Here is a 13951-nt window from a genome sequence, read left to right as displayed (position 1 = left end):
AGTGCGGGGTGACCGGCCGAATTGTCAGCTGTTACGAGCGGTTTCCGCTCAGTAGCGGTAGTGCTCCGGCTTGTACGGGCCCTCCACATCCACGCCGATGTACTCGGCCTGGTCCTTGGTGAGCTTGGTCAGGGTGCCGCCCAGGGCCTCGACGTGGATCTTGGCGACCTTCTCGTCGAGGTGCTTGGGGAGGCGGTAGACCTCGTTGTCGTACTCCTCCGGCTTGGTCCACAGTTCGATCTGCGCGATGACCTGGTTGGAGAAGGAGTTCGACATGACGAACGAGGGGTGGCCGGTGGCGTTGCCCAGGTTGAGCAGGCGGCCCTCGGACAGCACGATGATCGCGCGGCCGGTCTCGGGGAACGTCCACAGGTCGACCTGCGGCTTGATGTTGAGGCGCTGCGCGCCCGAGCGCTCCAGGGCGGCCATGTCGATCTCGTTGTCGAAGTGGCCGATATTGCCCAGGATGGCCTGGCCCTTCATCGCCTTCATGTGATCGAGGGTGATGATGTCCTTGTTGCCGGTCGAGGTGATCACGATGTCGGCGTCGGCGATGGCCTGCTCGACGGTGACCACGTCGAAGCCGTCCATCAGCGCCTGCAGCGCGTTGATCGGATCGATCTCGGTGACCTGCACGCGCGCGCCCTGGCCGGCCATCGACTCCGCGCAGCCCTTGCCGACGTCGCCGTAACCGCAGATCAGCACCTTCTTGCCGCCGATGAGCACATCGGTGCCGCGGTTGATGCCGTCGATCAGCGAGTGGCGGGTGCCGTACTTGTTGTCGAACTTCGACTTGGTGACCGAGTCGTTGACGTTGATGGCCGGGAACACCAGCTCGCCCGCGGCGGCGAACTGGTACAGCCGCAGCACGCCGGTGGTGGTCTCCTCGGTGACGCCCTTGACCGACTCGGCGATGGCGCCCCACTTGCCGCCGTCCGCCTCGAGGCTCGCGCGCAGCAGGTTCAGGAAGACCTTGTACTCCTCGGAGTGGGTCTCGTCCTCGGGCGGCACGACACCGGCCTTCTCGAACTGGGCGCCGCGCAGCACCAGCATGGTGGCGTCACCGCCGTCGTCGAGGATCATGTTGGCCGGCTCGCCCGGCCAGGTCAGCATCTGCTCGGCGGCCCACCAGTACTCCTCCAGGGTCTCGCCCTTCCAGGCGAAGACCGGGGTGCCCTTGGGCTCGTCGACGGTGCCGTGCGGGCCCACCACGACCGCGGCGGCCGCGTGGTCCTGGGTGGAGAAGATGTTGCACGACGCCCACCGCACCTGCGCGCCCAGCGCGACCAGGGTCTCGATCAGCACGGCGGTCTGCACGGTCATGTGCAGGGAGCCGGAGATGCGCGCGCCCTTCAGCGGCTGGACGTCGTGGTACTCGCGACGCAGCGCCATCAGGCCCGGCATCTCGTGCTCGGCAAGGCGAATCTCCTTGCGGCCGAACTCGGCCAGTGACAGATCCGCCACCTTGTAGTCGATCCCGTTGCGAACATCAGGGGTCATCGTGCTGGACACTGAGGTCGTCATCTGCCTCTCCTGGTCGGCTGCTTCTCCCAAACCCTACGCGGCCGCCGGTACGTCGTACGCGGCGAGGATGCGCTCGCGCTTGCGGGGTTGGATATTGGCCCGGCTGACGTCCCACGAGTAGTGCGCGAGCAGGCGCGGGTCCATCACGATGCGCCACACCGGCGGGAACAGGGCCAGCAAGATCATGGTGGCATAGCCCGCGGGCAGCTGCGGGGCTTCCTCGGAACTGCGCAGCGTCTGGTAGCGGCGGCCGGGGTTGGCGTGATGGTCGCTGTGCCGCTGCAGGTGGAACATGAAGATATTGGTGACCAGGCGGTCGCTGTTCCAGCTGTCGCTCGGGGCGCAGCGGGCCCAGTTGCCGTTCGGGCGACGACCGCGCAGCAGCCCGTAGTGCTCGACGTAGTTGACGGTTTCGAGCAGGCCCGCGCCGATCACGGCCTGCAACAGCAGGTACGGCAGGATGGCCGGACTGTAGATCGCCATCAGCCCGCCGAACAGCACCACGGTCATGCTCCATGCCTGCAGGATGTGGTTGTGGACACTGAACCAGCGGTGTCCCCTGCGCGCCAGCCGCTCGCCCTCGAGCTTGATTGCCGAACGGAAGCCGCCGATCACGCTGCGGGGCAGGAACTCCCACAGCGATTCACCCATGCGGGCGCTGGCGGGATCCTCGGGGGTGGCGACGCGGGCATGGTGGCCCTTGTTGTGCTCGACGAAGAAATGCCCGTAGGCCGACTGCGCCAGCGCCATCTTCGACAGCCAGCGCTCGAGGCTCTCGACCCGGTGGCCGAGCTCGTGCGCCGCGTTGATGCCGATACCGCTGACGAGCCCCAGCGTGGTGGCCAGCCCGATCTTGTCGACCACGGACAGGTCGGTGCCCGCCCACATACAGGCGGCGATGACCAGGCCGATCACCTGGATCGGCAGGAACAGGTAGGTGCACCACCGGTAGAACCGGTCGTTGCTGAGCAGTTCGTAGTCCTCGTCGCGCGGATTGGTGCCGTCCTCCCCGACGACCCAGTCCAGCACCGGAATCACGATCAGGATGATGATCGGTCCGATCCACCAGAACACCGTCAGCTTGGTATGCAACACCAGCTGGGAGGGCAGCAACGCCGACATGGGGGCGATGAGCCCCAGCACCCACAGGTGGCGTTTGGGATCCGGCGAACCCAACCGTTTGCCGAACATTCGCACGTTTTCTCCGCTACTCAACTTCGTCAGAACTTCGCAGCTACATATCTTGAAACCTAGTGGCTGTTACAGCACGTGTGCGGACCGAAAGGTGGCCACTGTTACATCATGAGCAGTCGGTTCCGGTGCAACCGGCCCTGTGGTTCCCGTCACTTCCCCGTACGCGCAAATCAGCGGCGAACCGCGCTCGGTGTGCAATCCCCCGCACTCAGCGCAACCACACGTACCGAACCTGCGGCCGTCCCGTCCGACCGTAGTCGGTTCGCCGTTCCACCACGCCGTCTTCGGCCATACGTTCCAGGTATCGCCACGCGGTCACCCGCGAAACCCCCACCGCGCGGCCCGCTTCGCCCGCGGACAGACCCTCGGGCGCGCCCCGCACCGCGCGTGCCACCTCGTCCATCGTCTGCGGCGCAATGCCTTTCGGGGACGTGGGCCGCTGTTCGGGTGTGCGCAGTACGCCGAAGGCGCGGTCGATGTCGTGCTGTGACACCGCGGTCTCGCCGGCGGGCAGGGCGGCGCGGTACTCGCGGTAGCGTTCCAGCTTCTCCCGGAACGCGGCGAAGGTGAAGGGCTTCAACAGATACAGCACCACGCCGTGCGCGACGGCGGCGCGCACCATGGCCAGATCCCGGGCGGAGGTGACGGCGATGACATCGGGGCGTGGGCGCAGCACCGCGAGCGCGGCCGCCACCGCGAGCCCGCTCATGTCCGGCAAACCGATGTCCATCAGCACCAGATCGATCGGGACGCCGGAAGATTGTGACCTTTTCGCGATCGAGAGGGCCTCGCGTCCGGTGTGCGCCACCGCCACCATGTCGAAACCGTCCACCCTTTCCAGGTAAGAGCGATGTGCCGCAGCGATTTTCGGCTCGTCCTCGACGATCAGCACCCGGACCGGCGCCTCCCGGTCGATTCTCATCGCGGAAACCTCACGATCACAGCGGATTCCGGCTCGCGCCGGGCCCACAACTCACCGGCGTGCCGGGCCACCAGCCGCCGCACCAGCGCCAGCCCGAGCCCGTGGTGGTCGGTCTTGGTGGAGTAGCCGCGCTCGGTGGCGCGGGTGAACAGTTCCTCGGACATGCCGGGGCCGCTGTCGGCGACCCGGATGTACAGCTCGGTGTCGTCGCGGCGCACCGTCACCTCCAGCCAGGCGTCCTCGTCGTGGCCCACCTCGTCGAGGGCGTTGTCGATGAGATTGCCCAGCAACGTGACCATCTCGTGCGGGGTGAGCGGCTCGGTGGTGTCGAGCTGGGTGTCGCCGGTGACCGTCAGTTCGACGCCGTATTCGGCGGCCTGCTCCACCTTGCCCAGCAGCAGCGCCACCACCGCGGGTTCGGCGACCGCCCCGGTGAGCCGGTCGATGAGGGCTTGGGACAGTTCGAGTTCCGCGGTCGCGAAGCTCACCGCCTCCCGGTGCCGCCCCAGCTCGACCATGGTGACCACGGTGTGCAGCCGGTTGGCGGCCTCGTGCGCCTGGGCGCGCAGCGATTCGGCGAAGCCGCGCACCGAGTCCAATTCGCCGAGCACGTCCCGCAATTCGGTGTGGTCGCGCAGTGTCACCACGGTGCCGATGCGGCGTCCGGCGTGTTCGACCACGTCCTGATTCACCACCAGTACCCGCTCGGGGGTCACGTGCATCTCGTCGCGCACCACGCCGGTCCCCAAGCGTTGCAACGACACCGGCAGGTCCGCGCGCGTGATCGGCCCGTCGGGCAGGCCGAGCAGCAGGCGCGCCTGATCGTTGACCACCTCGGCGTCGGCGTCGGACTTGCCGAACACCAGCAGCCCCTCGTGGATGGAGTGCAGCACCGCGTCGTGGTGCTCGTACATCATCCGCAGTTCGGCCGTGCCGAGCCCGTGGGTCTGCCGTAACAGCCGGCGCCGCAGCAACAGTGAGCTGATCGTGGCCAGCGCCAGCCCGCCCGCGGCCACCGCCAGGATGAGCGGCAACTGGGCGGCCACCTGCTCGCCGATGTGGGTGCGGGTGACGCCCGCCGACACCAGCGCGACGATGCGGCCGTCGGCGTCGCGGACCGGGGTGACCGCGCGGATGGAGGGGCCGAGGGTGCCGGTGAACGTCTCGGTGAAGGTTTCCCCCGCGAGCGCCCGATCGATATTGCCGCTGAACGGTTTTCCGATCCGGTCGGTCTCGGTGTGGGTGTAGCGGGTGCGGTCGGGGGCCATCACCACGATGAAGTCCATGCCGGTGGCCTTGCGGATGGCCTCGGTCACCGGTTGCAGCGCGGCGGTCGGGTCCGGGCCGCGCACCCCGGCCAGCGTGGAGGGCGACTGCGCGACGGCGACCGCGGTGTCGCGCACCTCGGCGCGGGTGGCGTCGTCCTGCACCCGGCGGGTCTGCAGGAAGGTCAGCAGCGCGGCGGCGGCGATCACCGCCGCGAGCACCAGCACCTGGACGACGAACACCTGCCCGGCCAGGGTGCGGCGGGGTCTTCGGCCCTTCACGATTCCTCCGCGAACGTCATGAACATAATTTACGAAACAGTGACCGGCGTCACTCGGTGGAACATGATTCTCACGTTATGAGCGACAGTGCAACACCACCGGCCCGAGACCGTACCCACTGGCTGTACCTGGCCGTCATCGTGGCCGTCATCGCCGGCATCGTGGTCGGCAAGCTGGCGCCGGGCTTCGGCAAGAGCGTCGGTGAGCTGGGCACCATCTTCGTGAACCTGATCAAGATGATGATCACGCCGGTCATCTTCTGCACCATCGTGCTGGGCATCGGCTCGGTGCGGGCGGCCGCCAAGGTCGGCCGGGTGGGCGGTCTGGCCATCGGCTATTTCCTGGTCATGTCCACGGTGGCGCTGGGCATCGGCCTGCTGGTCGGCAATCTGCTGCATCCCGGGTCGGGCCTGAACGTGGCCGCGCACGCGAAGGAGGTCACCAAGTACGCCACCGACGCCAAGGCGGCGGGCGGCACCTGGCAGTTCTTCGAGGACATCGTGCCGACGACGCTGCTGTCGTCGCTGACCTCGGGGAAGGTACTGCAGGCGCTGTTCGTGGCGCTGCTGGCGGGCTTCGCCATCCAGGCCATGGGCGCGGCGGGTGAACCGATCCTGCGCGGGGTGGCCTCGATCCAGAAACTGGTCTTCCGGATTCTGACGATGATCCTGTGGCTGGCCCCGATCGGCGCGTTCGGCGCGATGGCGAATGTGGTGGCGCGCACCGGATTGGACGCGGTGAAGCAGCTGGCGCTGCTGATGGTGGCCTTCTACCTGACCTGTGTCGTGTTCATCTTCGGCGTGCTCGGCCTGCTGCTGCGCCTGGTGGCGGGGACCTCGATCTTCAAGCTGGTCCGCTACCTGGCGCGCGAGTATCTGCTGATCTTCGCGACCTCGTCCTCGGAGTCGGCGCTGCCGAGGCTGATCGCCAAGATGGAGCATGTCGGAGTGGATCGCACCACGGTGGGCGTGGTTGTGCCGACGGGGTATTCGTTCAATCTGGACGGCACCGCCATCTACCTGACCATGGCGACGCTGTTCGTGGCCGACGCCATGGGCAAGCCGCTGGCCTGGCACGAGCAGCTCGGGTTGCTGCTGTTCATGATCGTGGCGTCCAAGGGCGCGGCGGGTGTCACCGGCGCGGGCCTGGCCACACTGGCGGGCGGTCTGCAGAGCCATCGCCCGGAGCTGCTGGACGGGGTCGGCCTGATCGTGGGCATCGACCGGTTCATGTCGGAAGCCCGTGCGCTGACCAACTTCTCGGGCAATGCCGTCGCCACCCTGCTGGTCGGCACCTGGACCGACACCATCGACCCGGCCCGCGTCCGCGCGGTGCTGGACCGCGAGATCCCGTTCGACGAGCGGGCCATGGTCGACGACGACCATCCCGGCCCGCACGACAAGGACCTGGTTCCGGCCTGACCCCAACCCCTGGGCCGAAACCGGACCGCCGGCGCGTTCTCCCCTGCTGCGCGTCGTCGGAACCGCGCACCCTGTCCGCGCGACGAGCCGCCTCCGGCTCGCGCGGGCAGGGTGCGCGAACGCTTACTCAGGCGTGGACCGCGCCCAGCGCCAATGTGGCGGCGATGGCATTGGCCAGCTCCGCGCCCTTCTTCACGAAGTGCCGGGCGAAGTACTCCAGATGTTCGGCGTGCTCGTGGAAGTGGTGGGGGGTGAGCACGGCCGAGAACACCGGCACGTCGGTGTCTAGCTGCACCCGCATGAGGGCGTCGACCACGGTCGGCGCGACGAAGTCGTGGCGGTAGATGCCGCCGTCCACCACCAGCGCGACCCCGGCGACCGCGGCGTACGCGCCGCTGGTGGCCAAACGCTTGGCCTGCAACGGGATCTCGAACGCGCCGGGCACCTCGATCACGTCGATCTCGGTGTAGCCGCGTTCGAGCAGCTCCGCGCGGCAGGATTCGACGGCCTTGTCGACGATGTCGCTGTGCCAGCGGGCGGCGACGAGGGCGATGCGATTCGGCATGGGTGACATGGGGATTCCTCCTGTTCGCTGTCACCCAGGGCATAGACGCGAACAGGGCCGGCCGCGCGAGCGGACGAGCCGGTGCCGCGTTCTCTTCCATCCGGACTGTGACCGTCGGCTCCGGGATCACACCGGAATCTGCTGGACCCACACCCGGGGGTGTGGCGCTCGCGGGCTCATGCGTCCCGGATCGGTCCGGATCGCCATTTCCGCCGGTGGGGAATTCCGCCCCGCCCTGAGAACGTGTACGACCGGACAGTAACACGGGGGTTCCGCCATCCGGAACCCCCGTGTCCGGTCAGCGCAACAGCACGTCCGCGTCGGCGGGCAGGGCGTCGACCGGCCACCAGCGCAGGTCGGTGGATTCCGAACTGCGTACCGGGACAGCGCCTTCCGGGGCCTTGATCTTGAACAGCAGGTCCAGGTGCCGGGTGGGGACGCCGAGGGAGCAGGTGATGGGGTGGGCCTGGGCGCCGTAGAGGCCGGGCTCGAGGGTCAGGCCCTCGATGCCGGATTCCTCGGTCGCCTCGCGGAAGGCGGCCGCGGCGACCGAATCGTCGGATTCCTCGCAGTGACCGCCGAGCTGGATCCACCGGCCCACGCGGGGGTGCAGGGTGAGCAGCACCTCCCGCTCGTCATGGGAGAGCACGATGGCCGAGGCGGTGATGTGCCCGGCCGCGTGCTCGCGCAGGCAGCCGCGCGGCGCGGAACCGAGGAAGGCCAGCATGGCCTCGCGCAGGGACTGCTCGGGACCCGTTGCCGGAGACCAGGTCTCGAGCAGTTCGGTGGCGGACTTGTGCAGCGACTCCGCGCTCACAGTTCGACCAGGCCGATGCCGGGCTCGCCGACCTCGCGCGGGGCGAGCTCGTCGAGGGGGTAGCCGACGGCGATGGCGCCGAGCGGGCTCCAGTCCGCGGGCAGACCCAGCACCTCCCGGGTGACGTCGGGCGCGAAGATGGTGGAACCGATCCAGCAGCTGCCCACCCCGCGCACGGCCAGCGACACCAGCAGACCCTGCACGGCCGCGCCGACCGCCACGGTGAACATGGTCTTCTCCGCGGCCCGGCGGGTCTCGTCCGGATAGTCGTGCGCGCCGTCGGGCACGCAGAACGGGATGATCACCTCGGGGGCGTCGAACAGGATGCGGCCCCGCGCGACTCGTTTCTCCACACTCTCCGGGGAGCGGCCGTCACCGGTCAGATCGGTCCGCCACTTCTCGGCCATGGCCTCGAGCAGCTGGTCGCGCAGACCACGCTTGCGCACCCAGACGAACCGCACCGGGCGGGTGTGGTGCGGGGCGGGCGCGGTGAGACCGGCGGCGACGGCGGCCCGGATGATCTCGGGTTCGACCGGCGTGTCGGCGAACTGGCGCACCGAGCGGCGCAGCAACAGCGCTTGTTTGCGGCCCAGGTCCACCGATTCCTCGGTGCCGAGCCAGAACAGGTCCTCCTCGCCGCGGCGCAGCAGGTCCCCGGCGGTGGAGCCGTCGTCGGTGTAGTCGAGCCCGCGCACCACCGCGACCGGGACGCCGCCCAGCTTGCCCTTCACCAGGTCCGCGGCGGCGGCCAGTTCGTCGGCGATCGCGACCAGGGTGACGTGCAGTTCGTTGCCCTGCCCGTCGACCGCGCCGTTGTAGTCGTGCATCACCCGCAGCCCGGACGAGCCGATGGCGGCGTCGATCTGGCCGTTGCGCCAGGCCCGGCCCATGGTGTCGGTGATGACCACGGCCACCTGGACGCCGAGCCGTTCGGCCAGGCCCGCGCGCAGGGCCTTGGCGCTGGCGTCGGGATCCTCGGGCAGCAGCACGAGTTCGTCCTGCTCCACATTGGAGCCGTCGATGCCGGCGGCGGCCTGCACGATGCCGAGTTTGTTCTCGGTGATGAGGGTGCGGTTCTTGCGGGCGAGCACCCGCACCGACTCCTCGAGCACCAGCCGGCGGCGGGCGGCGTCGCGCTCCTCGGGGTCGGTGGGCACGGTGACCACGCGGCCCTCGGCCTTGGCGACGATCTTGCTGGTGACCACCAGCACGTCGCCGTCCCGCAACCAAGGCGCCTGTGCGGCGATGGCGTCGGCGACGTCGTCGCCGGGCCGGAATTCGGGCAGGCCCGGAATCGGCAGGATGCGCAGTTCGCCGCCGGACGCGTGGTCGCCCGGGTTCTGGATGGAATCCGTTGTCACGGTTTGACTCCCGCGATGTCGAGGGCTTCGCGAACCATCTCGGCGGTGGTGGCCGGGTCGGTCATGAGCAGGGGGACGCTGCGGACTTCGACGCCCGGAATGTCGGCGGTGTCGCCGGTGTGGACGAGCCAGCCGTCGAGGATGCCGGTGCCCGAGCGCGCGCCGTAGTAGTTCCCGACCGCCTCCGCGGAGGTCTCCACGCCGATCACCGACAGGCATTCATCGGCCATGCCGCGCAAGGCTTTTCCACCGATCACCGGGGACAGGCCGATCACCTTCGCGCCCGAGGTGCGGATCGCACCCCGAATGCCGGGCACCGAGAGGATGGCTCCGACGCTCACGACGGGGTTCGACGGAGCGAGCAGGATCACATCGGCGGATTCTATGATTTCCGTCACACCAGGGGCCGGTTTCGCAGCTTCTGCCCCAATAGTCACGAATCCATGGGTCTCCACGTTCGCCCGGTACCGGACCCACCACTCCTGGAAATGGATCGCGCGGCGTTCGCCAGGGTTCTCCGGGTCACCGATGACGACATGGGTTTCACAGCGGTCGTCGGTCGCCGGAAGCAGCTTCACCCCGGGCTGCCACCGATTGCAGAGCGCCTCGGTCACCGCGGAGAGCGGGTAGCCCTGACGCAGCATTTCCGAGCGGATGAGATGGGTGGCGATATCGCGGTCGCCGAGGCCGAACCAATCGGGCTGGGCGTGGTATTTCGCCAGCTCCTCCTTGGCGTTCCAGGTCTCGTTCGCGTGTCCCCAGCCGCGTTCCGGATCGATGCCGCCACCCAGGGTGTACATGCAGGTGTCCAGGTCAGGGCAGATGCGCAGCCCGTGCATCCAGACGTCGTCGCCGACATTGACGATGGCCGTGGTGTCGGCTCCGGGCAGCAGCTCGCGCACGCCCATCAGGAACCGGGCGCCGCCGACTCCGCCGACCAGGACCGCGATCCGCAGGCCGGCGCCGGGCGCGGTGTCCGCTTGTTCTCGAGTCACATCCGCACAGCCTATGCGGTGGCGGGCCGAAAGCGGCCCGCAGCTCATTTGCTGTGAATTTGCTGCCTGATCTGCGGGAACGTCGCCAGAAGGGGTCACAGATGGTAACGGAATCGCTTCGGCAGCTTGACCATCGCCGCTCCCGGCGTGTCTAATCACAGGCATGTCATTCCGGGTCCGCGTGAGAGTGCAAGGCGCGGACGGGTTTTCGAACAACTGTTCGCACCGGAGTGGCGCAAGCTCGGGGATGGCCGCGGGACTACGCCGCGGTGTTGGGCCGTCGGTGGGATCGGCTCCGACGGATTAATCATTCTGCGCTAACACACAGTGAGGAGGCGGAGCGATGGCCGATGAGCTGGCCCCGTCGGGCATTCCGGGCGGTGTATCGCAAACCGATTCCACGACTGGCGCAGCACCTGACTTCTGCGCCGACGATCGGAACGGATACGAGGGGGGTGAACCGATGACGACGCGGCCGGGGGGCGGACAGTGGGCGCGAGCTGCCTACCAGCCCGAACCACCGCGGCTGAGCCTGATCGTCACCGGTGCCGAGGATATGTACGACACTTTCGCGCGCGGCGGTCGGATGATGACCGAAGCCGAACAATGGCAGGAACGGGCACTGTGCGCCCAGACCGATCCGGAGGCGTTCTTCCCCGAGAAGGGCGGCTCCACTCGCGAGGCCAAGCGCATCTGCCTGGGCTGCGAGGTCCGCGACGAGTGCCTGGAATACGCCCTCGCCAACGACGAGCGCTTCGGCATCTGGGGCGGCCTCTCCGAGCGTGAGCGCCGCCGCCTCAAGCGCGGCATCATCTGACCCGCCTCTCCGCGCCTTCAGCGGACGGCTGACAGCCGTCGACCGCCGGCAACCCGTGCCGGCGGTTGGGAGCCGATACAACTTCAGGCGTACCCGACGAGTCACCCCGGCCTCACGAAACCCGTTGTCGCGAAACGTAGTTCGGGGGCTTACTACTCGGGCTCGGGATCGATGATGTCGGGCTCCACCCCGAGGTAGGTCGCGATCTGCTGCACGAGGACCTCGCGCAGCAGGTCGACCAGGTCGTCCGGGTCACCGGCCCGCAACTCCAAAGGCTTGCGGAACAATACGACCCGCGCGCGGGTGGCCATGCCGTAGCGATCCACCCCCGCGGGGATCAGACGGGACAGCGGCACTGGTCCGTCGGCCACCACCTCGTCCGGCCAGGTGACCGAATCCGGGTGCAGCGGACGGATTTTCGGCACGTCATCCACCGCGATGTCGAGCTTGGTCAACTGCTCGTGCCAGCGGCTCTCCAAAGGCGCGAACGCCTCCAGCACCAGCCGGTCGAACTCCTGGCCGCGGGTGCGCCGGGCCGGAACCGTCGGAGGCAGCATCGGCCCGCGCACACCCCGCCCGCGGCGGATGACCGACCGCGCGGTGGGCGGCCGCCTCTTACGTGAACGGGTCATACCTTGAATCTAGCTCTTTCTTCTGCCTCCGCTCCGCTCCGGCTGGTTCGCGGCGCTGGAGGTCTCGTTCTTCCCTCCCTCCGCTCCTCCGCTTCGCTCCCCCGCTCCACTCGGTCCGGAACGAGACGCGCCGCGAACCCTCCATGTGGGCCCGATTGACGCTAGTGAGACGGGCTTCATTGAGCGTGTCTGTGTCCAGAGGGCCGCCAGGGGGGTTACCCTGCTTGGCGTGATCCCCATGCGTCGTTGCTGCCGTCCAGGCTGCAAGAACCCGGCCGTCGCGACGCTGACCTATGTGTACTCCGACTCGATGGCGGTCGTGGGTCCCTTGGTCACGGTCGCGGAACCACACTCCTGGGACTTGTGTGAAACACATGCCTCCCGGATCACCGCGCCGAAGGGATGGGAGTTGGTCCGTCACGAGGGCGGGTTTTCCAGCTCCACCCCCGACGACGACGATCTGACCGCCCTGGCCGAAGCCGTCCGCGAAGCCGGATTGCGCCGTCGCACAACGGATCCCGACCCGCGCGCCTACGCCGACTACGCCCCGGCCCCGCAGCGCCCCACCCGCACGGGCCGCACCGGCCGCCGCGGGCATCTACGTGTCCTACCCGACCCGCCCAGCTGATCGAGCGCGCGACACCGAGGCCATACCCGACAAGTCGCCCTCAGCTCACCGAATCACTTGACCCGACAAGTAGGGGCAGGCGAAGTCCGCCTCGGCAAGGGTCTGCTACTAGGGTGTTCCCCATGACAGTCGCCCGGTCCGCCGAGTCCGTTCAAGCAGTCATCAAGGCATACGACGTTCGCGGCGTGGTCGGCGAGCAGATCGACGCGGACTTCGTCCGCGATGTCGCGGGCTCCTTCGCCCGGCTGATGCGCACCGAGGGCGCGCAGCGCATCGTGATCGGTCACGACATGCGTGACTCCTCCCCCGAACTGGCCGCGGCCTTCGCCGAGGGCGTGCTCGCCCAGGGCCTGGACGTGGTGCACATCGGCCTCGCCTCCACCGACCAGCTGTACTTCGCCTCCGGCCACCTGGACTGCCCGGGCGCCATGTTCACCGCCAGCCACAACCCGGCCAAGTACAACGGCATCAAACTGTGCCGCGCCAAGGCGCTGCCGGTCGGTCAGGACACCGGCCTGGCCACGATCACCGAGGAAGTCATCGCCGGCGTCCCGGCCTTCGACGGCCCGCGCGGCGCCGAGTCCCGCGAGGACCTGCTCACCGCCTACGCCGACTTCCTGCACAAGCTGGTGGACCTGAGCGGTTCGCGTCCGCTGCGCATCGCGGTGGACGCGGGCAACGGCATGGGCGGCTACACCGTGCCCGCCGTGCTGGGCACGCTGCCGCAGTTCACCATCGAGCCGCTGTTCTTCGAACTGGACGGCTCCTTCCCCAATCACGAAGCCAATCCGCTGGATCCGAAGAACCTGGTCGACCTGCAGGACTACGTCCGCAAGACCGGCGCAGACCTGGGCCTGGCCTTCGACGGCGACGCCGACCGCTGCTTCGTGGTGGACGAGAAGGGCGACCCGGTCTCCCCGTCCGCGGTCACCGGCCTGGTCGCCGAGCGCGAGCTGACCAAGGAGCCGGGCGCCACCGTCATCCACAACCTGATCACCTCGAAGGCGGTGCCGGAGCTCGTCACCGAGCTGGGCGGCACCCCGGTGCGCACCCGCGTGGGCCACTCCTTCATCAAGCAGCAGATGGCGGCCACCGGCGCGATCTTCGGCGGCGAACACTCCGCGCACTACTACTTCCGCGACTTCTGGGGCGCCGACTCCGGCATGCTGGCCGCGCTGCACGTGCTGGCCGCGCTGGGCGAGAAGGACCGCACGATGTCGGAATTGGCTTCGGCCTACTCGACATACGCGGCCTCCGGCGAGATCAACTCGACGGTCGCCGACGCGCAGGAGCGGACCACCGCGGTGGTCGAGGCCTTCGGCGGCCGCGCCACCTCGGTCGATCGGCTGGACGGCGTGACCGTGCAGCTGGCCGACGGCGCCTGGTTCAACCTGCGCGCCTCGAATACCGAACCGCTGCTGCGGCTCAACGTCGAGGCGCGATCGCAGGACGATGTAGACGCACTCGTAACCGAGATCCTGAGCATCGTGCGCGCCTGACTGGAATAGTGGAATCACAGAGCTTGGAT

13 protein-coding genes and 1 riboswitch are annotated in these 13951 nt (G+C 68.4%); of the genes, 4 read left to right on the top strand and 9 right to left on the bottom strand.

What is annotated here, in order from left to right; genetic code table 11:
• Window positions 1-48 precede the first annotated feature (48 nt).
• The 4 genes from ahcY to ACFYTS_RS23305 form a co-directional block, all read right to left on the bottom strand.
• Window positions 49-1524 carry an adenosylhomocysteinase gene (gene ahcY, locus ACFYTS_RS23320; RefSeq protein WP_357283557.1) on the bottom strand — a complete coding sequence of 492 codons (1476 nt, stop codon included), beginning with the start codon at window positions 1522-1524 and terminating at the stop codon, window positions 49-51.
• Window positions 1525-1557: 33 nt separating this feature from the next.
• Entirely contained in the window at window positions 1558-2715 is a 1158-nt protein-coding gene (locus ACFYTS_RS23315; RefSeq protein WP_387307113.1) for an alkane 1-monooxygenase, read from the bottom strand.
• Between the two features lie 211 nt (window positions 2716-2926).
• Window positions 2927-3640 carry a response regulator gene (locus ACFYTS_RS23310; protein ID WP_387307111.1) on the bottom strand — a complete coding sequence of 238 codons (714 nt, stop codon included), beginning with the start codon at window positions 3638-3640 and terminating at the stop codon, window positions 2927-2929.
• Entirely contained in the window at window positions 3637-5187 is a 1551-nt protein-coding gene (locus tag ACFYTS_RS23305) for an ATP-binding protein (RefSeq protein ID WP_387307110.1), read from the bottom strand. The genes ACFYTS_RS23310 and ACFYTS_RS23305 overlap by 4 nt, the downstream gene beginning before the upstream one ends.
• A 77-nt stretch (window positions 5188-5264) precedes the next feature.
• On the opposite strand from ACFYTS_RS23305, the gene ACFYTS_RS23300 reads away from it, so the two are divergent.
• Window positions 5265-6608, top strand: a complete 1344-nt coding sequence (locus ACFYTS_RS23300) for a cation:dicarboxylate symporter family transporter (protein ID WP_357283546.1) — start codon at window positions 5265-5267, stop codon at window positions 6606-6608.
• A gap of 127 nt (window positions 6609-6735) precedes the next feature.
• On the opposite strand, the gene ACFYTS_RS23295 is transcribed toward ACFYTS_RS23300, so the two are convergent.
• From ACFYTS_RS23295 to cofD, 4 genes are all read right to left on the bottom strand, one after another.
• The gene (locus ACFYTS_RS23295; protein ID WP_357283543.1) at window positions 6736-7182 is read right to left on the bottom strand and encodes a 6,7-dimethyl-8-ribityllumazine synthase; all 447 of its coding nucleotides are present in this window, start codon (window positions 7180-7182) and stop codon (window positions 6736-6738) included.
• Window positions 7183-7257: 75 nt separating this feature from the next.
• Window positions 7258-7420: riboswitch (FMN riboswitch) on the bottom strand.
• A gap of 51 nt (window positions 7421-7471) precedes the next feature.
• Window positions 7472-7990, bottom strand: a complete 519-nt coding sequence (locus ACFYTS_RS23290; protein ID WP_357283541.1) for an NUDIX domain-containing protein — start codon at window positions 7988-7990, stop codon at window positions 7472-7474.
• A complete protein-coding gene (locus ACFYTS_RS23285; protein WP_387307107.1) occupies window positions 7987-9351 on the bottom strand; it encodes a coenzyme F420-0:L-glutamate ligase in 1365 nt (454 codons plus the stop codon). Before ACFYTS_RS23285 ends, ACFYTS_RS23290 begins: the two co-directional genes overlap by 4 nt.
• A complete protein-coding gene (gene cofD, locus ACFYTS_RS23280) occupies window positions 9348-10307 on the bottom strand; it encodes a 2-phospho-L-lactate transferase (RefSeq protein WP_387307195.1) in 960 nt (319 codons plus the stop codon). Before cofD ends, ACFYTS_RS23285 begins: the two co-directional genes overlap by 4 nt.
• Before the next feature lie 595 nt (window positions 10308-10902).
• Here cofD and ACFYTS_RS23275 point away from each other — a divergent pair.
• Complete coding sequence (locus ACFYTS_RS23275; protein WP_213560898.1) at window positions 10903-11163, top strand: WhiB family transcriptional regulator; 261 nt, start codon at window positions 10903-10905, stop codon at window positions 11161-11163.
• 152 nt (window positions 11164-11315) lie between these two features.
• On the opposite strand, the gene ACFYTS_RS23270 is transcribed toward ACFYTS_RS23275, so the two are convergent.
• A complete protein-coding gene (locus ACFYTS_RS23270; RefSeq protein WP_357087107.1) occupies window positions 11316-11795 on the bottom strand; it encodes a metallopeptidase family protein in 480 nt (159 codons plus the stop codon).
• 238 nt (window positions 11796-12033) lie between these two features.
• On the opposite strand from ACFYTS_RS23270, the gene ACFYTS_RS23265 reads away from it, so the two are divergent.
• Window positions 12034-12423 (top strand): DUF3499 domain-containing protein, encoded by a 390-nt coding sequence (locus ACFYTS_RS23265; protein WP_387307193.1) that lies wholly within the window; start codon window positions 12034-12036, stop codon window positions 12421-12423.
• A gap of 122 nt (window positions 12424-12545) precedes the next feature.
• Complete coding sequence (locus ACFYTS_RS23260; RefSeq protein WP_357283533.1) at window positions 12546-13922, top strand: phosphomannomutase/phosphoglucomutase; 1377 nt, start codon at window positions 12546-12548, stop codon at window positions 13920-13922.
• Window positions 13923-13951: the final 29 nt, after the last annotated feature.

It is taken from the genome of Nocardia sp. NPDC004151, from assembly GCF_042874235.1.
Lineage (GTDB): Bacteria > Actinomycetota > Actinomycetes > Mycobacteriales > Mycobacteriaceae > Nocardia.
This window is presented reverse-complemented; position numbering and strand designations above follow the sequence as displayed.